Source organism: Orrella marina, from assembly GCF_003058465.1.
In the GTDB taxonomy this organism is placed as follows: domain Bacteria; phylum Pseudomonadota; class Gammaproteobacteria; order Burkholderiales; family Burkholderiaceae_B; genus Algicoccus; species Algicoccus marinus.
This window is the reverse complement of sequence record NZ_CP028901.1, coordinates 3,225,915-3,244,190: the sequence shown is the minus strand read 5'-3', so window position 1 is coordinate 3,244,190 and position 18,276 is coordinate 3,225,915. Positions and strand designations below refer to the sequence as shown.

The following is an 18,276-nucleotide window of genomic DNA, read 5'->3' as shown; positions in this document are numbered from 1 at the left end:
TAACTGATTTGCATATCCACACAAATCCTAATGACCGCACGCAATTTGCAAATCGCAATCCAGTATTGGACACGGCTGCGCCCGGATTCATACCATCAAAGAATAGTTACCAATCCGGGCAAGCCATGTACCAACCTTCTGAATTCGATCTGGCCAGACTTAAAGAGCGAGCCGTTCAGCTTTCCACGCAGATCAGTCGCAACAAGCAGGGATTGCTAAGCGACGATCAGCTCAAGCCGTTGCGGTTGCAAAACGGTCTGTACATCCAGCGACACGCGCCGATGCTGCGTATTGCCATCGCCTACGGCATGCTTAACAGTGACCAACTGCGTGCTCTGGCAGATGTAGCGCGTCGCTATGACCGCGGTTACGGGCACTTCACCACCCGCCAGAACATGCAGTTGAACTGGATCGAAGTCGAAGACACCCCGTCAGCCCTCTCAGACCTGGCTGAAGTCGGTCTGCACGGCATACAGTCCAGCGGAAACTGCCTGCGTAATATCACCAGCGACGCCCTCGCTGGTATTGCGCCTGACGAGATCATCGACCCCCGCCCCTATGCAGAACTGTTGCGGCAATGGAGCACCTTTCATCCTGAGTTTGCGTTCCTGCCCCGCAAATTCAAGGTTGCCTTGACCGGCACACCGGAAGATCGCGCACTGGTTCAGATTCACGACCTCGCCTTCGAAGTCGTAGATGCGCAACCTTCTGCGGTGTTCCGGGTTCGCGTTGGAGGTGGCCTTGGTCGAACACCCATTCTTGGACCCGTCATCCGGGAGCGTCTGGACTGGACTGACCTGCTGACCTACACACACGCCATCATGCGTGTCTACAACGAGCTTGGCCGACGCGACAATCTCACCAAGGCTCGCATCAAGATTCTGGTGAGAACGGTCGGACTGGAGCGTTTCAGAGACATGGTAGAAGCCGAATGGGAAACGCTCAAGGACGGTCCGCAGAAGCTGCCATTGAGCGAACTTGAGAGGATACGCGCGTCTTTCAAGGAACCCGACTGGAGCGCTGGCGCCCTGCTCGACGAACAACAGATCCTGCTCACAGGTGAAGAAAAGCTGGCCTGGGATCGCTGGCGTACGCGCAACGTTTTACCGCATCGCATATCCGGCCACGCAGCCGTGCTGATTGCCCTCAAGAACGCAGGACGTCCGCCTGGAGATGTCACGAGCCAGGAGATGGAAGCCATCGCCGATCTGGCAGATCAGTTCAGCCAGGGCTACCTCCGTGTCAGCCATGCTCAGGATCTGGTCCTGCCGGCTGTCCGCCAGGCGGACCTGCCAGCCGTCTACCAGGCGCTGAACGCATTGGGACTGGCATCTTCTGTCGGCGGCCTGATCGGTGACATGGTCGCCTGTCCGGGCGGAGACTACTGTGCGCTGGCCAACGCCCGTTCGCTGCCGATCGCAGACGAAATCGCCAGACGCTACGCGAACCTGGACGCGCAAGAGGACCTGGGTCCGCTGGACTTACGCATTTCTGGCTGCATGAACAGTTGCGGTCACCACCACACCGGTCACATCGGAATCCTGGGCGTGGACAAAGATGGCGCGGCCTTCTACCAGGTGTTGCTCGGTGGGCACTCAGGTCATGGCGCACCCGCCGCACTGGGAACCATCATCGGGCGGGCGTTTGCTGAAGACGAGATTGCCGATGCAATCGAAGAGATCCTCAACACCTATCTTGAACAGCGTACGTCGGGTGAGACTTTCCGCCAGGCCGTTGAACGACTCGGTAAAAAAACCTTTGCCGATGCAGCCGACACGATCCGTACCTCGACCGTGCGCAAGGCCGGATCAGGATCTGGCAAACGCGAAGCAGAAGGAACCCCGGCATGATGGCCGTTACCCTGGTCGGTGCCGGACCCGGTGACCCGGAACTGATGACTCGCAAGGGCTGGCGCATGCTTGGTCAGGCCGATATCGTATTGCACGATGCCTTGCTCGATGCCGAAGGCATGAAAGAAGCAGCCCCTCATGCTCGCTGGATCGCGGTCGGAAAGCGTGGCGGCAAGGTCTCCGTCGAACAGGCATTTATCGGTCGCCTGCTTGTGAGTTACGCCCGGCAAGGCCTGAAGGTCGTACGACTCAAAGGCGGTGATCCCAGCATTTTTGGGCGAATGAGCGAAGAGATCGAAGCCTGTCAGGAGGCAGGTATCGCCGTCGAGATCGTGCCTGGCGTGACCACTGCCAGCGCGGCGGCCGCACACCTGCAGTCGAGTCTGACACTACGCGGCATATCGCGAAGCGTCGTATTTGTGACACCCAGAGTGGGTCGCAACGAGCGGGAGCAAGACTCGGAGTGGTTACGCGCGAGTCTGGCCGCCAGTACAGTCGTCCTGTACATGGCAAGCGCCATGGCCAGAGAAATCGGCACCCGACTGATCCACGGTGGCAAATCCCCCAGACCCCGGTCTGCGTACTTGAGAACGTCAGTCTGAAAGGGCAGTCGCTGGCCCTGACCCTGCGAGAACTTTCGTTGCAAGGACTCCCTGCCATGGCAGGTCCGGTGGTGCTGATGGTGGGTGAGGCGTTCAGACTTGCGACCTTGCCTTCGACGGGAACAGAACGTGCTGTTGACAAGACAGACACCATCATCAAGAGCGACCAGCGTGAGTTGCACAGAGCGCATGACGCATACAGCGCATACAGTACTTACGCTACGAACCTGGAACCCGTTGCACAATGAACGTAGCGCAGGCAACACCACTGAAAACACAGCCAGCGGTCACAACCGGCATTCTGCTGTTTGCCCACGGATCACGTGATCCTGTCTGGCGTACACCATTCGAACGTGTACTGGTTCGTGTCAGTCAGACTCATACGGGTCCTGTTGCGCTCGGGTTTCTGGAGCACATGCAACCTGATTTCAAGCAAGTCAGTGCCGATCTGATCGGGCAAGGCGCAACCCACATCCGTGTGGTGCCACTGTTTCTGGCCGCCGGTGGTCATGTCCGCCAGTGCATTCCGGACCTGATCGGTCACGCTCGAATCGCTTACCCATCGGTGCAGTTTGAGTCCACACCTCCGCTCGGGGAGAGTGAACGCGTCATCGATGTGCTCACTGACATCGCACTTGGCCAGCACGAGCCAGTCACCTGAACTTCCCGACACCTGTTACCGGAAAACCCTCATCATGTCCGACATTCTTCTTGAAACAGAAAGACAAGCAGCGCGCATCGTCTGCGATCTCCATGGCAATCTCCTTGACGACAGGGACGACTCGAACACTGTCATCGACTTTATGATCGACACCGATGTGTTCATCTCCAATGAAAGTGACCGCAGTACGCGTGAGAAAGTGATTGCATGGCTGGCCGCTCATCCCGATGTGCGCGCCATCGAAATCAGGATTGCCAAATTTACGGACGGCCGCAGCGCTTCACTCGCCGCCCGGTTTCGCGAAGCTGGCTACCAAGGTGAGTTGCATGCAAGTGGCGACATCACACAGGATCTGATCTTTCTGTTACGGCGAGTCGGTTTCACCCACTTTCATCTTGATCTGGGCGATGACGAATCGCTGGACCCAGCAGTGCTCAATCCGTTCAAGGCATACTACCAAGGTGCACAGGATGGTAGCCAGCCGATCTGGGCACAGCGCCAGCACCACTAAGGCGATCAATGTTTTAATCCCGGGATGATCTGTCGTCCCGGTTGCGCCGCGTGCTGTATTGCACCCTCAATTTCCAGTCCCATCCCTGGCATGCCACACGGCAAGCCTGCTGGTGTGCCCTGCATCCAGTTAACTGAAGAGGGTCGCTGCAAGATCTTCGGCAAGCCGGAACGACCCATCGTCTGTCTTTCGCTCGAACCGGAACCCGAGATGTGTGGTGAGACCCGCGAACATGCCATGACGTGGCTGCACGCGCTGGAAATATCGACTAGTCCTGTCAAGTCCTGAGAGCCTGCGCAACACCTCCGTGTGAGTTGCCCTGCCCCACTGCCTGTGCAGAATCAGGATGCCTCGCGATTGGCCACAATCGAGTCTCAACACGTGATCACCCTGCTGGAAAAGTACCGGGCACCGTCAAGCCCTCCTGGAGCTGAAAAATCGTTGCCTCAGAACATCCGGGAAGCTCGGCAATCCGGTGAATCAGATGACTCAGACGGCTTCGAACAGACACGCATCCTCGTTGAATTGTGGCGGTCTCAGCGAGGGTAATCCCTCTTTGACATGAGGGTGATTTTCTCGAAATATGCAGATCCACCCTACGGGTTTCATGGCGCAGTTTCGGCATGATTGCGACGTTGCGCTACCAATGTTGATAATCGAGAGAACAATGATGTCACGATACTTTACCTTGATTGGTTCTGTGGTTGCTGTTGTTCTGCTAGCGGGCTGTGCCGCTGTGCAGGTACGTGAAGACGGTCCTGCAACCGCACAAAAGCGCACGACTGGTTTTATGGGGCTTGGCACGAAAGATGATGTTGAAGTCTCGTATGCGCCAGCGTTTAAAGGTGTCACGAGGGTCGTTATCGGCGGATTCAAAGTTGGTTTCAACGACAGCAAGAAGTTCTCCCAGACGTCGTCTGGCATCCTGAGCCCTGCAACGACGGCCACAGCACTGGTCGATCTTGAGGGGATTGATTCCTCGGTTCAACAGCAAATCACAGACAAGGTTTACGAAGAATTCGTCAGCTATCTCAAGCAAAAAGGGTTCGAAGTTGTCCCTCGCGAGCAGTTCACAAGTACTCCGGAGTATCGGGCCATGACGCAGTCGGAGTTTCCGTTCAAGGTTGACCAGTCCGGCATATTCTCCTCTTACGGTGTCGGGTACTACTATTCGCCAACGCAGATTGGAAACAAGCAGATATTCTTCCCTGGCGAGAATGATGCCGATTTCTTCAGCACATTCGGCGGCACAAGCTCCATGCAGGTCAGCGACAAGTTCAGCCAGGACACTGATATTCGCGTTCTTGGTGTCAGTCTGATGCTGGATTTTGCCGGTGCCTCAGAGGGCGCGATGTTCTCCTCAACCCGACTCGAAGTTGGCCAGTTGATGTCTGTCGATAAAGGACAGATCATCATTAGCCGGGCTGACAAAGGCATACGTACAGCCCAAACCGGAACAGTGACACTCGGTCAGCCAGTCATATCAGATAAACCGTTTGCCAAAATCACCAACATGACCTCTGATGGTGATGTCGCCATGCAGGCCACGGCCAATGCCTTTGTCGGACTATTGCAAGGAGGGCTCATGGGGGCCGTCTCCCAGCAGGCGAGCCAGACACGCGAGTTTGTCTACGATGCCGATCCGGCCGCCTACACAGAGGCCGCACAGGAGGCACTCGACAAGGCAAACGACATGTTGATCGACAAGATGGCGGAACTGCGCGCTTGACAGAGCTGACCTGAGGTAACCGGGAGGTCATGCTGAGGAGCATGGGCCAGAACGTTCGGGTTTCGTGCTGACTCATATTTACAAAGCTTACGGTATCGACGGCTGAGCCAGATCCCGTACAAACCCGGCGAAGGTCCACGCCATTGACCGGTTCCTGATGACTTTTCCCGGGTCGACGCCAGGGCCCCGCTTGTTTGCGGGACCCTGTCTTTACGCAATCCAGAGACGCATCGTATCCGCAGGAGTGCAGATTTGCCTCGCCGGATAAGCTCTGCCCCTTTTAATAAAAATCAATTGTTAATCAATCGTTAAGCAATCGATGTGCCCATATGGTCATGAGCCTGCAACACTGATCATGCAGACTTGCCTTCTGGTTATATGGGGCATCCGATGCATAACCCGTTTCTTTCGATCAAAGGCATCAACAAGCAGTTTGGTGATGTTGTCGCACTGGACAACGTGAGCCTTGACGTTGCGCAAGGAGAACTTGTCTGTCTGGTGGGTCCGTCTGGCTGCGGCAAGACGACACTCTTGCGTGTCATTGCCGGCCTGGAAAAACAAGACTCCGGAACACTGAACCTGGATGGGCGTGACATTTCCCATCTCGATCCCCAGCAGCGCGACTATGGCATTCTGTTTCAGTCCTACGCGCTGTTTCCCAACCTGACTGTCTCTCAGAACATTGCCTTTGGCCTGTCCCAGCGTCGCACAGATCGCAGCAAAGTGACGGCTCGCGTCAGGGAAATGCTCGAAATGGTCGGTCTTCCTGGCATGGAGGGCCGGTATCCAGGCCAGCTCTCTGGCGGACAGCAACAGCGGGTCGCCATGGCCCGCGCGCTCGCACCTGCACCATCGTTGCTGTTGCTAGATGAGCCCATGTCGGCACTGGACGCCAAGGTTCGTGAACACCTGCAATCAGAGCTTCGACAACTGCAAAAGAAGCTATCCGTCACAACGGTCATGGTGACGCATGATCAGCATGAAGCCATGGCCATGGCTGATCGCATTGCAGTGATGCAGTCTGGCGCCATTCGCCAGATCGGTAACGCCCAGCAACTGTACCGGTCGCCCGGCAACGACTTTGTGGCCGGGTTTGTCGGCGACGCGAACTGGCTGCCCTATGAGCGGGTTGATGCCTCCCGAGTCAGGGTCGGCAACAACATCCTGAGCCTTGGAGGCGCAGTCCCGCCTGCAACGAGCGGCAGACTCTGCATCCGGCCAGAATCGATCCAGATCATTGCCCCTTCGCGTGACATCGCCCCCAACACGTTGAATGTCCGGATTTCCGAGACCGTATTTCTCGGAACGCATTTCCGGGTCACGCTCAAACTGGCCTGCCTGCCGGAACAATGCCTTCGCGCCTGGGTACCAGCCAACGATGCCAGTCTTGCGGACCATCTGAACGGCAGCCAGGAGTGTTCTGTCCATCTGCCGGCAAACAGTCTGATTGCCTATGGTTAGCACCGCCACAAGGCCGCTCATGCACAGTGTGCACCTTCTGGCCAGACCGGTTCCGCGCAAACCTGTTGATCGCTGGATTCTCACCGGAGTACTCGGGGCATTGCTGCTCTGGCTCCTGATTTTTCTGGCCTGGCCGATGGTGGCCATTCTGTTGCGGGCGTTGTTTGATTCCGGGGGCAACTGGCTTGGTCTTTCGCTCATCAACTCGATTGTTCTACAACCCTGGTTCGTGCAACAGACGCTGCGAAGTCTGGCTGTCGGCGTTACCACCACATTGATTGTGATTCCGCTCGCCTATGGCTTTGCTTATGCATTGCAGCGCACGTGCATACCGGCAAAGAGCCTGTGGAGACTGCTGGCACTGATGCCTCTACTGGCTCCCTCGTTACTTCCGGGCATCTCGCTCGTATACCTGTTCGGCAACCAGGGACTGTTTCGCCCATGGATGGGTGATGCATCGATCTACGGATTCTGGGGCATTGTCATCGGCGAAGCGTTCTACACGTTTCCACATGCGCTGATGGTCCTGACCACCAGTCTGATGCTCGCTGATGCGCGGCTTTACGATGCTGCCAAAGCCATGGGCGCAAGTCCCTGGCGCGCGTTTCGCATCATCACGTTTCCGTCCAGCAGACATGGCGTGTTCTCCGCCGCGTGTCTGGTGTTCACCCTCACGGTCACGGATTTTGGGGTGGCAAAGGTGATTGGAGGCGACTACACAGTACTGGCCATCGAAGCCTACAAGGCCGTGGTCGGCCAGATGAACTTTTCTAAAGGTGCGGTGATCGGCCTGTTACTGCTTACGCCGGCCTTGCTGACGTTTGCGCTCGATCACTGGCTCAGACATCGCAGAGGCAGCTTCATCAGCGCCCGGGCACAGCCACTGCAGTTACGTGCGAGCCGCTACCGGGACACTGGCTTTACCGTACTGGTCGCTCTGGTGTCAGGCGTCATCGTGTCGATCATCGCCGTTTCTGTCTGGGCCTCCTTCATCCGCTTCTGGCCGTACAACCTGTCGCTGTCGTTGCGATCCTACGACTTCAACAATATGGACGGTGGTGGCTGGCTGGCTTGGCGAAACAGTGTGCAGATGTCTGCGCTCGCCGCACTTTTCGGGTCGCTGATCGTGTTTACCGGTGCCTGGATCACAGAGACCCGACAGAATGCATGCGGTCGCATCAGCGGCATCATGCAGAAAATTCTGCACGGGTTGTGTCTGGCTCCCATGGCCATACCCGGAATGGTCCTGGGGCTTGGTTACATATTCTTCTTTAATCACCCGGACAACCCCCTGGGTGTGCTGTACGGCTCGATGAGCATCCTGGTGATCTGCTCCATCGTGCACTTCTACACCAGCGCTCACCTGACCGCGGTCACAGCCATCCGCACAATCGATCCTGATCTTGATTACGCGGCGGCCTCTCTCAAAGTCTCGGCAGCCGAAACATTCATCCGGGTCAAGCTGCCCATCTGCCTGCCCGCATTGCTCGATATCGCTCGTTATCTGTTTGTCTCATCCATGACGACCGTCTCAGCCGTGGTGTTTCTTTATAGTCCGTCAACGGTTCTGGCCGCAGTGGCCGTCCTGAATATGGACGATGCCGGATTCATCGGTCCGGCCGCAGCGATGTGCTGCGTGATCATGCTGACCTCGGCCACTGCCGTCACCCTGCTGCACTGGATCAGCAGAGCGGCTGTCAGACAAACCCAGCGCTGGCGCACCCAGACACACGCCTGACCGGACATCTCATTCCACCACCCACCATTCGAGGAACGTTTCATGTCATCCACCCAATCGGCGAACAATGTGTCGGGTCACAGTACAGACTCATGCACACATCACGGAGTCGGGCGTATGTCCGACCGGGTGCAAACTGTGGTGTTCGACTGGGCTGGAACGTTGGTTGATTTCGGGTCCTTCGCACCAACACAGGTACTGGTGCAGGCGTTTGCATCCATGGATCTGACGCTCACACTCGCGCAGGCCAGAGGGCCCATGGGAATGGGCAAGTGGGAACACATCCGCGCACTCTGTGCATTACCCGACATCACACAACAGTTCAAAGCTTTATATCAGCGAGATCCGACCGATGAGGACGTCACAGCGATTTATGAGCTGTTCCTTCCGCTTCAGGAACAGCGCGTGGCAGATTATTCCGACATCATTCCCGGTGCAAAAGAAACACTGGCCTGGCTACGTGCACAATCAGTTCAGATCGGTTCCTGTTCTGGTTATCCGCGACGAATTTTGTCCCAGGTCGTGCGTCAGTCTGAGCTTGCCGGCCTGACCGTGGACTGCCATGTTGCAACAGATGAGGTTCGGTCATCCAGGCCCTGGCCAGGAATGCTCCTTCGCAATATGACCGAGCTTGGCACGCTGGACGTTCGTTCCTGCGTCAAGGTTGATGACACCCCTGTTGGCATCCTGGAGGGACATCACGCCGGGACCTGGACCGTCGCACTGCTGATGTCCGGCAACGCGTGTGGCCTCACGTTCGCAGAGTTTGATTCCCTGCCCGAACACCAGAAAACCGACATTCGCACCCAGGCAATGCAAACCTTTCTGCCCGCTGCGCCGCATTTCTGTATCGACACGATCGCGCAACTGCCAGCCATCATCACTTCCATCAACGCCAGTCTTCGCAGAGGAATCGGACCTCACCTGTCTGTACTGCCAGGATGTGTGGATCCCCGGCTGGCCTGAACCCGACACCGAATTTCGGCTCACCTTTTCTTTCACTTTACTGCCGACCTACTCGACCTACTGGAGATCATCCCATGAAATTTTCTAACCTGAGCGCCTGCGTTTTATTGGCAGCTGGTGCTTCATTTGGCGCTCATGCCCAAACAACATTGACGGTTTACTCGGCACTTGAGGCCGACCAGATGCGCGCCTATCAAACTGCCTTCGAGAAGCAGAATCCTGACGTCAAGATCCAGTGGGTGAGGGACTCAACTGGCATCATCACGGCCAAACTGCTCGCCGAGAAGAACAACCCGCAAGCGGACGTCATCTGGGGTGTAGCGGGTACATCAATGGGCCTGTTTCAGAAGGAGAACATGCTGCACCCGTATGCCCCAAAGAACCTGGCCAATATTGACAGCAAGATGCGTGACAGCGCCAATCCACCTGCATGGGTCGGAATGGATGGCTATGCAGCCACCTTGTGCGTCAACACGATCGAACTCGAGAAGAACAACCTTCCAATGCCCACAAGCTGGGAGGATCTCACCAAGCCTGCCTACGAAGGCAAGATTGTCATGCCAAATCCGGCGTCTTCCGGTACAGGGTTCCTGGACGTGAGCTCCTGGCTGCAACTGTTTGGCTGGGACAAGGGCTGGGCATACATGGACGCACTGCACAAGAACATTGGCGCATACACACACTCGGGATCCAAACCCTGCAACCTGGCCGCCGCCGGTGAGTACGTGATCGGCGTGTCCTTTGACTACCGTGCAGTCAAGCTCATGGCTGATGGTGCCCCGATCAAACCAGCATTTCCAAAGGAAGGGCTCGGATGGGAGATCGAGGCCGCTGCGATCGTCAAAGGTACAAAGAAACTCGACGCCGCACAGAAACTCGCTGATTTCTCCGCGTCGGATGAAGCCAACAAGCTCTACCGCAAGAACTTTGCGGTGCTCGCCATCCCGGCGCTTCAGGAACCCCTGCCTGGTCTGCCAGGTGACTTCTCGAGTTTGCTGATCAACAACGATTTTGAGTGGGCCGCCGTGAACCGCGAGAAGATCCTCGGCGAGTGGGCAAAGCGTTACGACGGCAAGTCGGAACCGAAGAACTGATCACAACAGGATACGGGAGTCTGTGCGTTGAAGAACCACTTTGATGTTGCTGTCGTCGGGGCCGGCATTCTGGGCGTGGCACATGCCTGGGCTGCGGCCAGGGCGGGGTTGTCGGTCATCATGTTCGAGAGGGCCGAGCAGGCGCATGGCGCAACCGTACGAAACTTTGGTCAGGTACTGATCACCGGGCAGCCGCCCGGTGACATGCACAACCTGGCTCGTCGCACCCGCGAGCTCTGGCTTGAGCTTGCCAGTCAGTGCGGATTTCATGTCAGACAGAATGGCTGCCTTGTCTTGAGTCGGCAACCCCGGGAAAGTGCTGTTCTGGAGCAGTTCGCCCACGAGCGGGCTGACGAAGACGGGTACAACGTTGACCTGGTCAGCCGATCAGAACTGGCAAGTCTGCTGGATGGGCGTTTTGCTCACCATGACATGGCTCTGCTCGGCAAGGATGATCTGCAGATCTACAGCCGGCAAGCCCTGCCGGCTGTGACCACCTATCTGCAAAGTATCGGCATCACCATCCGGACCGGTACGCTGGTCCAGTCGATCGAAGAAGATTTGCTGGTGACAACGGCAGGTCACTATACCGCGGACAGGATCTTTGTCTGCCCGGGACACGACTACCAGACACTTTGCCATGACATTCTGCAACCCATGGATCTACAGATCGTCAGACTGCAGATGCTACGGCTGAGAATGGCACACAATGCATTCGAGCTTGATCGCCCTGTTCTGACCGGACTCTCGCTGATTCACTATGGCGCCTTCAGTGATCTGTCGTCGGCCCAGACCCTGAAAAACCATCTTCAGGAAACCGAACCCTTCCTGCTCGACAACGGTATCCATCTTCTGATCAGCCCCACACCCGAAGGCGATCTTATCGTCGGAGACTCTCACCACTACGGAAAGGATGCACCTGCATTTGGTGATGAGCGCATCGATCAGGCACTCATAGAGCTTTCCGAACGTGTCTTGAACGCAAGGCTAGAAGTCCTGTCGCGATGGCAAGGAGTGTACGGTGCAAGAGGCCCCGGCCCGTATTCGATTCTGACTCCGCGACCTGGACTCTCTGTTTCTGTCATGCACTCCGGCGTTGGCATGACCACTGGTCTTGCTATTGGAGAGCGGGCCGTACAGCAAAGCCTGGACTCAGCCTGAAGAACACCTCACCGATAGTCAGCTGACACGTGTTCGTGCCGAAACGGGAGCTGGGACAGATCCAGACAGGCTGGCCCGGGGGCGTCACAATCAATGATGGCTACGCAACGATCGACAAATGCTGCCCGAAAGTGATTCTTGGCTTTGACACACAGGAGACGCAGGGATTCCAGGTCCACGTCGTGCAACGCGTAAAAAGCCGGGTCGTCACCGGCCACCACCCGTTCTGTAACGATCACGCGTGCATCCGGCAGACTCGCAACACGCAGCAATGCGGTACGCCCGCACAGCCGCTCAACCCCGTTATGCATCGGACCTGAATTGACGAACCTGCCGTCTGTCAGCTTCTCGACCACCACATCAACAGGCACCGGCGCTCCGAACTGAGTGCCGAATCTCGCCCCCAGATCGATGCTGACCTTCGCACCGACTCCTGCCTGAATGGCCACCTCAACCGCCACCGGATCCGCAAAGCTTGCATACAGTGTGGACACTTGCGGGTTCACTGCCAGCATCTGGCGAAACAGCTCTGGCGTATCGCTGCAACCACCGGACAGCGGATTGTCACCAGAATCCGTCACGGCAACCAAACCGGGCTCTTCAATGGCAAGTGCCTGGCTCAACGCCTGCCGTGCATCTGGCAATGACGCCCTGAACTGCGGGGCTAGTTCATGGATCTGTTGCATCACGATGGTTGCCGCGGTCCTCGCCTGATCACCTGTGGGGTCCTTGCGTGCATCACTGACCACGAACACTGACGCACCGGTGTATTCCGTATCAGAATACGGAAACCCGCCAAACACAGACACATCAATGACTGCGTCACGCGTGAGGGACCTGGCCAGCTCTTCAAGCTCACGCATGGGACCACCTGCCGTACGCATGTTGATGCTGGGCAGAATCACACGCTCATTCAGAAGCACTCGCCGGGTTTTGAGGCCATTTTCGGCGCAATCAACCAATCCCTGCAGTACACGGGCAGCTGTCTGTGTCATATCCACATGCGGGTGGGTTTGGTACACCGATGCAACGTCCAGGACGTCGGCCCATGCCGCAGGCATGTTGCCATGCAGATCAAAGCTCGCCCCCAGGGGAACATCTGGCAGAAGGGTTCGTACCTTACCCGCAAGTTCAAGCTCTGGTGTTTCCCGACTGCTTGTGATGGCCGCACCGTGCAAAGACAGATAGACCGCATCCCAGCCGCCAGCCGAAAGACCATTCTTCAGTCCGTCGAGCACCTCGCCGGACAGTGCCTGGTATACATCTTCAGTAATGGGGCCGGCAGGCAAGGCGGCCGCACACCGCAACACCACTACCTCCCAGTCCACACGCTCACTAGCAAACTGCGCGACGGCTCCCATCTCGGTCGCCGTGCCGCGCATGGCCTCGAGCACGTCCGGTCCAGACTGCCACTCATAGCGTTCGAACGCGTCCCTGTCAGCAGGATACGGACAGAAGGCATTACCTTCGAACCAGAGGCGGGCGACGGCCAGACGTTTCTTTTTCATTACTTTTCTGTCTCCATTTGCTTGAGCAGATTACCAAATCGTTCCTGTTCCGAGGACAGGTGTTTTGCGAGCGTGTCGGGCGGACCACCCACCGGGACAGCGCCGAGCGCGCGGAACTTCTCGATGGTCTCGGGTTGCTTTTCGAAGTTATCGACCGCTTTGGCAATTTTCTCAGTAATGGCCACTGGCGTACCAGCGGGCGCGACGAGCACAAACCATGATGGCATGCGGTAGCCAGGTGCTGTTTCAGATGCGGCCGGTACGCCAGGCAGCACCTCAAGCGACTCCTCTCCCGCGATGGCAAGTGCGGTGACCTTTCCTGCTCGGATATTGGCCAGTGCTGTCGGCACGTTATCCCCCGCCAGATCAATATGGCCTGCAATCAGATCGTTCGTCACCGCAGCTGAGCCCTTGTAAGGCACGTGAACAATGTCAACGCCTGTCATCTGCTTGAGTAGCTCAAGCTGCAGATGTCCGGTACTTCCAATGCCGGGAGACCCCCAGTTCAGCTTGCCCGGACGGGCCTTTGCCTGCTCGATGAGTTCCTCAAGGTTCTTTATGTTGGTCCCGGGATTGGCGAGCATGACATTGGGAACGTCCGCGACATAGGACACAGCGGCGAAGTCCTTGGCTGGATCAAACGCCATGTTGTCGTAGATATAGGGATTGATTGCCAAAGGTCCAGGCGTGCCCATCAGCAAGGTGTAACCGTCCGGCGCTGCCCGAGCCACTTCGGTTGCACCAATATTGGCACCTGCACCGGGCTTGTTCTGCACCACGACTGGTTGTTGCAACTCCCTTGAGATTCCTTCGGCAACCAGTCGCGCCAGCACATCGGTCGTTCCGCCTGGACCGAAGGGAACAATAATCTCGATGGGTTTTCCTGGCCAGTTTGCATCGGCATGTGCAAGCGGCGCACCCAGTAGCGCGGCTGCTACAGGGACAAGAGCGATTCCTGATGTCAGTCGTCTGCGCAACTGTCTTGGTAACGGAGATGGTCGGGTGTGCTGCATGATGGACGCCTCTTCTTGAAGTTGATGAATGGTTGGAGATGGTCGGAACTAGTCGGCGATGGAAGATGGGTAATGGTTGTTGGACGCCAGGAACGGATGCTTTGGCGTGCGCTCAAGCGGATCATCCACCACTGTCCTGATACGTCACAGGAGATGCCTGGCTTATAAGTATCAATTGATCCATGTTCTGATAATATAGATCAAACAATCTTTTTTAGAAAGTATCACAGTTCTCACCCGAACCGTCCGTTGTGCCCGTCTTGCCCAGACGGGCCGCGGGCAACTGCAGGACACCGCACCCATGACGCACATCTTTCACCGCAGTCCCTCCAGTCCACCTGCAATCGCAGTGCACGGTGAAGGCGGGTTCATCCACAGCGCAGATGGTCGGCAGTTCTTTGACGGATCAGGCGGTGCGGCCGTCTCATGCCTGGGACATGGACACCCTGAGGTCATTGATGCAGTCGTACAGCAGATGCACAAGCTCGAGTATGCACACACGGGGTTCTTTTCTTCTGAGCCAGCGGAAAAGCTCGCCAGTCTGCTGGCCAGCCACTCCCCTCCAACTCTGAACAACGTCTACTTTCTTTCCAGTGGCTCGGAAGCCATCGAAACCACCCTCAAGATGGCGCGGCAGTATCACGTGGAGCGTGGTGAGCCGCAGCGTCGGCACAATATTGCGCGCAAACTCAGCTATCACGGCAATACGCTAGGCGCACTGGCCATAGGAGGACACGTCGGACGTCGAGCACTTTATCAGCCGCTCCTTGTCCAGGCACACCATGTCTCTCCTTGCTTTGCACGACACTATCGACAGGCCGATGAAACGGATGATGCGTATGCAAGTCGCCTGGCCAGCGAGTTCGAACAACTGATTCTCGAGCTTGGACCCGACACCGTCAGTACATTCGTGGCCGAGACGGTCGTGGGTGCCACGGCCGGTGCCGTGGCACCCGTACCCGGCTATTTCCAGAAAATCCGGGCAGTATGCGATCGCTACGGCGTGTTGCTCATCATGGACGAAGTAATGAGCGGAGTCGGTCGTACCGGCACGTATCACGCGTTTGAACAGGAGGGCGTGGTGCCTGACCTGCTTACCATGGCAAAAGGCCTGGGTGGCGGCTACCAGCCCATCGCCGCGGTCATGGTAGCTGACAAGGTGGTCGATGCCATCGTTGCCGGCTCGGGTGCATTTCAACATGGACATACCTATGTCGGTCACCCGGTGGCCTGCGCGGCAGCGCTGGCCGTACAAACCATCATCCAACGCGACCAGCTCGTACAACGAAGTGCCTCGATGGGACAGCACCTGCGTGCACTGCTGACACAACGATTTGGTGACCACGCCAACGTCGGCGATATTCGTGGACGAGGCCTGTTTCAGGCAATTGAGCTGGTAGCATCCCGTGATCCAGACAGACCATTTGATCCATCACTGCAGATCCACGCGAAGATCAAGAGGCAAGCCCAGCAAGTTGGGTTGCTGTGCTATCCGGGAGGGGGCTGCATTGATGGTGTCCACGGTGATCATGTGCTGCTCGCTCCGCCCTACAACAGTCGTGAAGGCGTACTTGAAATGGCCGTTGATCGTCTCGGCCAGGCAATCGATCTGGTCCTGAACGAAACCGCGGGGAAATCAGGCACGTAAATGCGAACACAAGCAAGCGCGCGTGACAGGGTGAGTGCTCGACAGCAGGTGCTTTCATATGTCTGTCAGTGCGTGACTGTGCGTGTTGCTCATACCGGTGGGCTGCTTACAATGCATGTTTTAAAGCGGGATCGCCATGGACAAGCGCGCTGTCGACAAGCTGATCAAAGAAACGTATCCGGAGTTGCCTCCCAAACTTCAGCAGGCAGCCCGCTATGTCATCGACCACCCCAAGGCAGTAGCGCTGAACTCCATGCGTGCCGTCGCGCTTGACGCTGGCCTGCCTTCGAGTGCAATGAATCGATTTGCCGTCCAACTTGGATTCGATGGTTACGAGCCCTTGCGAGATGTCTATCGAAGATGGCTTGCGCAAGGGCCAGGCATGTTTACAGAGCGCGCCAGCGCACTGCAACAGCACGACATCCAGGCCAGTGCCAGCGGTCTGATTCAGGAGATTGTTGAAGCTGATTGCAACAATCTCGCCGGTATCCGGGAGCCCGCCACAACTCAGTCTCTGAATGCCGCATGCGACCTGCTGGTCATTGCCCGCCATGTGTACGTCGCCGGACTACGCAGCCTGTTTCCTGCTGCGTACTATTTCAACTACGCATGCAACATGTTCCGGGACAATACCCGTTTGCTCTCAGGTGTTGCGGGTGTGTTTGCCGACGATCTCAGACATGCGAAAGCCGGCGACACACTGATCGTGTTCAGCTATCACCCATATGCAAAAGATGCCATTTCAGCGGTGAAGTTCGCACGCGAACACGGGCTAAAGATCATCGCGGTCACTGACAGTGCCGTATCTCCCGTCGCACGTCATGCGACCGTCACGATTCTGGTATCCACCACGACACCCTCTATTTTCCCGTCAGTGGTTCCCGCCCTGTCCATTGCCCAGACGCTGGTTGCCATGCTGATCGCCCGTGCAGGCAGGCAAAGCTTGAAGGAGATCGAAAAGAGCGAAGCACAGCTACAAGAGTTTGCGGTGTATGCGAAGGACAGTAAAAAAGCGGTCCGGTAAGCGGGCCGTTCAAGACGAATCCCCGCGTGCTCACCGGCCTGAATGGATCATCCGGCAAGATAACGCGCTATCTGGTTTGCAGCCCCTCGAGCCGCACGCATGACGCCAACCAGCGTCGCCGAAGCAGGGCCGGTCCAGTCTCCATATCCCACTAGCCATACGCCTGATTCCTTCACGCTTTGACTGTCGTTGACCTGCACCTTACCGTCCGGCTCGACAATCTTCAACGAGACAAGGTGCTGCAACGCCGGACGAAACCCCGTGCACCAAATCACGGCATCAACAGGTTTGTGGCGTCCATCATCCCATTCAATACCCGTTTCTGTGAACCTTGCAAAGGGACGCTCAGCCACCAGAACCCCTCGCTCGCGGGCCTCGCGTACGGGGGGCACCATCACAATCTCCCCCAGACCACCTGCCGGTATATCCACCGTCCGGCCTTCCTTTTGCGCCAGCCAGCGCTGGGTGGCCCGCTCAAAAAGCACCCTGCCATCGACATCGTCAGGCAGGAATGTCGGATGCTCGACCGTGATCCACACCGTTTGTGCCACCTTCGAGACTTCAGCCAGGATCTGAGCACCCGAGTTGCCTCCACCAACAATGGCCACACGCTGGTTTCGGTAGGGCTGCGCATCCTCGTAGAAGGCGGAGTGTTGCTGACTGCCTTTGAAGTGATCTGCTCCGGGGAAGCACGGGATATAGGGATTGCTCCAGTTGCCTGTTGCACTGACCAGAGCCCGACTTGCCCAGACACCCCTGTCGGTATGAATCAGAAAGTGCTCACCTTCTCTGGTGACATGCTGCACTCGAACGGGACGGTCGACTGGAAACTGGTAGCGCTCTTCATAGCGCCTGAAATAGTCCAGCACCTCGTCGCGTGAGGGATACACGCCGGATTGGGAAGCGGGCATGGGCCAGCCTGGTAATGAACTCCAGTTGGCCGGGGAGAACAATCGAAGGGATTTCCAGCCATGCAGCCAGGCCCCGCCAGGCCCTGGCTGGTCATCCAGTAAAACAAACGCCAGGTTTGATCGACGCAAAAAATACGCCGTTGCCAGGCCAGCCTGTCCTGCTCCGATGACAACGACATCAAGCACGGGATATGTGGAAGATGATGAACGGGTCATGAACAAGCAGATCCCCGGAGTGTTGGGCTGATGATCGGCACGCTGGACGTGAACAATCAATGAATTTGTTGACTGAAATCCATACATTCCTCAATTGAAGCTCCTGCTGCGTGGCCGCCAGCCTGAAACACGACTCTGGATTCCAGGCAACCATATCAACTCCATACCTGCACTGCAGCCGGT

The 18,276-nt window shown here is 57.0% G+C and carries 17 protein-coding genes; 14 read left to right on the top strand and 3 right to left on the bottom strand.

The features are described 5' to 3' along the window. Nucleotides 1-125 precede the first annotated feature (125 nt). From DBV39_RS14805 to DBV39_RS14755, 12 genes are all read left to right on the top strand, one after another. Nucleotides 126-1,850, top strand: coding sequence for a nitrite/sulfite reductase (locus tag DBV39_RS14805; RefSeq protein WP_108622193.1), 1,725 nt, complete (start codon nucleotides 126-128; stop codon nucleotides 1,848-1,850). Beyond that, on the top strand, nucleotides 1,847-2,452 hold the full coding sequence (gene cobA, locus DBV39_RS14800) for a uroporphyrinogen-III C-methyltransferase (RefSeq protein WP_227870657.1): 606 nt from the start codon (nucleotides 1,847-1,849) through the stop codon (nucleotides 2,450-2,452). The genes DBV39_RS14805 and cobA overlap by 4 nt, the downstream gene beginning before the upstream one ends. Before the next feature lie 56 nt (nucleotides 2,453-2,508). Further along, entirely contained in the window at nucleotides 2,509-2,700 is a 192-nt protein-coding gene (locus DBV39_RS20080; protein ID WP_227870656.1) for a hypothetical protein, read from the top strand. Beyond that, entirely contained in the window at nucleotides 2,697-3,113 is a 417-nt protein-coding gene (locus DBV39_RS14795) for a sirohydrochlorin chelatase (protein ID WP_108622192.1), read from the top strand. Before DBV39_RS20080 ends, DBV39_RS14795 begins: the two co-directional genes overlap by 4 nt. Before the next feature lie 34 nt (nucleotides 3,114-3,147). Beyond that, nucleotides 3,148-3,624, top strand: a complete 477-nt coding sequence (locus DBV39_RS14790) for a DUF934 domain-containing protein (RefSeq protein ID WP_159078976.1) — start codon at nucleotides 3,148-3,150, stop codon at nucleotides 3,622-3,624. A gap of 24 nt (nucleotides 3,625-3,648) precedes the next feature. Then, nucleotides 3,649-3,912: a YkgJ family cysteine cluster protein gene (locus tag DBV39_RS14785; RefSeq protein ID WP_108622190.1), complete on the top strand. Its 264-nt coding sequence runs from the start codon at nucleotides 3,649-3,651 to the stop codon at nucleotides 3,910-3,912. Nucleotides 3,913-4,291: 379 nt separating this feature from the next. After that, nucleotides 4,292-5,353 (top strand): hypothetical protein, encoded by a 1,062-nt coding sequence (locus tag DBV39_RS14780; protein ID WP_159078975.1) that lies wholly within the window; start codon nucleotides 4,292-4,294, stop codon nucleotides 5,351-5,353. A gap of 390 nt (nucleotides 5,354-5,743) precedes the next feature. Then, nucleotides 5,744-6,814, top strand: a complete 1,071-nt coding sequence (locus DBV39_RS14775; protein ID WP_108623301.1) for a putative 2-aminoethylphosphonate ABC transporter ATP-binding protein — start codon at nucleotides 5,744-5,746, stop codon at nucleotides 6,812-6,814. A gap of 19 nt (nucleotides 6,815-6,833) precedes the next feature. After that, entirely contained in the window at nucleotides 6,834-8,552 is a 1,719-nt protein-coding gene (locus tag DBV39_RS14770) for a putative 2-aminoethylphosphonate ABC transporter permease subunit (RefSeq protein ID WP_193853032.1), read from the top strand. 117 nt (nucleotides 8,553-8,669) lie between these two features. Next, nucleotides 8,670-9,518 carry a phosphonoacetaldehyde hydrolase gene (gene phnX, locus DBV39_RS14765; RefSeq protein ID WP_108622187.1) on the top strand — a complete coding sequence of 283 codons (849 nt, stop codon included), beginning with the start codon at nucleotides 8,670-8,672 and terminating at the stop codon, nucleotides 9,516-9,518. Nucleotides 9,519-9,592: 74 nt separating this feature from the next. Next, nucleotides 9,593-10,612, top strand: a complete 1,020-nt coding sequence (locus DBV39_RS14760) for a putative 2-aminoethylphosphonate ABC transporter substrate-binding protein (RefSeq protein WP_108622186.1) — start codon at nucleotides 9,593-9,595, stop codon at nucleotides 10,610-10,612. Nucleotides 10,613-10,639: 27 nt separating this feature from the next. After that, on the top strand, nucleotides 10,640-11,773 hold the full coding sequence (locus DBV39_RS14755) for a TIGR03364 family FAD-dependent oxidoreductase (RefSeq protein ID WP_108622185.1): 1,134 nt from the start codon (nucleotides 10,640-10,642) through the stop codon (nucleotides 11,771-11,773). 8 nt (nucleotides 11,774-11,781) lie between these two features. Here the strand turns inward: DBV39_RS14755 and DBV39_RS14750 are convergent, their stop codons facing one another. Continuing rightward, nucleotides 11,782-13,281 (bottom strand): M81 family metallopeptidase, encoded by a 1,500-nt coding sequence (locus DBV39_RS14750; protein WP_108622184.1) that lies wholly within the window; start codon nucleotides 13,279-13,281, stop codon nucleotides 11,782-11,784. Further along, nucleotides 13,281-14,294, bottom strand: a complete 1,014-nt coding sequence (locus DBV39_RS14745; RefSeq protein ID WP_108622183.1) for a Bug family tripartite tricarboxylate transporter substrate binding protein — start codon at nucleotides 14,292-14,294, stop codon at nucleotides 13,281-13,283. Before DBV39_RS14745 ends, DBV39_RS14750 begins: the two co-directional genes overlap by 1 nt. 301 nt (nucleotides 14,295-14,595) lie before the next feature. Between DBV39_RS14745 and DBV39_RS14740 the strand changes: the two genes are divergently transcribed. Both DBV39_RS14740 and DBV39_RS14735 read left to right on the top strand, forming a co-directional pair. Then, nucleotides 14,596-15,942: an aspartate aminotransferase family protein gene (locus DBV39_RS14740; protein WP_108622182.1), complete on the top strand. Its 1,347-nt coding sequence runs from the start codon at nucleotides 14,596-14,598 to the stop codon at nucleotides 15,940-15,942. A gap of 136 nt (nucleotides 15,943-16,078) precedes the next feature. After that, a complete protein-coding gene (locus DBV39_RS14735; protein WP_108622181.1) occupies nucleotides 16,079-16,966 on the top strand; it encodes a MurR/RpiR family transcriptional regulator in 888 nt (295 codons plus the stop codon). A 47-nt stretch (nucleotides 16,967-17,013) separates the two neighbouring features. Here the strand turns inward: DBV39_RS14735 and DBV39_RS14730 are convergent, their stop codons facing one another. After that, nucleotides 17,014-18,093 carry an ArsO family NAD(P)H-dependent flavin-containing monooxygenase gene (locus tag DBV39_RS14730; RefSeq protein ID WP_108623300.1) on the bottom strand — a complete coding sequence of 360 codons (1,080 nt, stop codon included), beginning with the start codon at nucleotides 18,091-18,093 and terminating at the stop codon, nucleotides 17,014-17,016. Nucleotides 18,094-18,276: the final 183 nt, after the last annotated feature.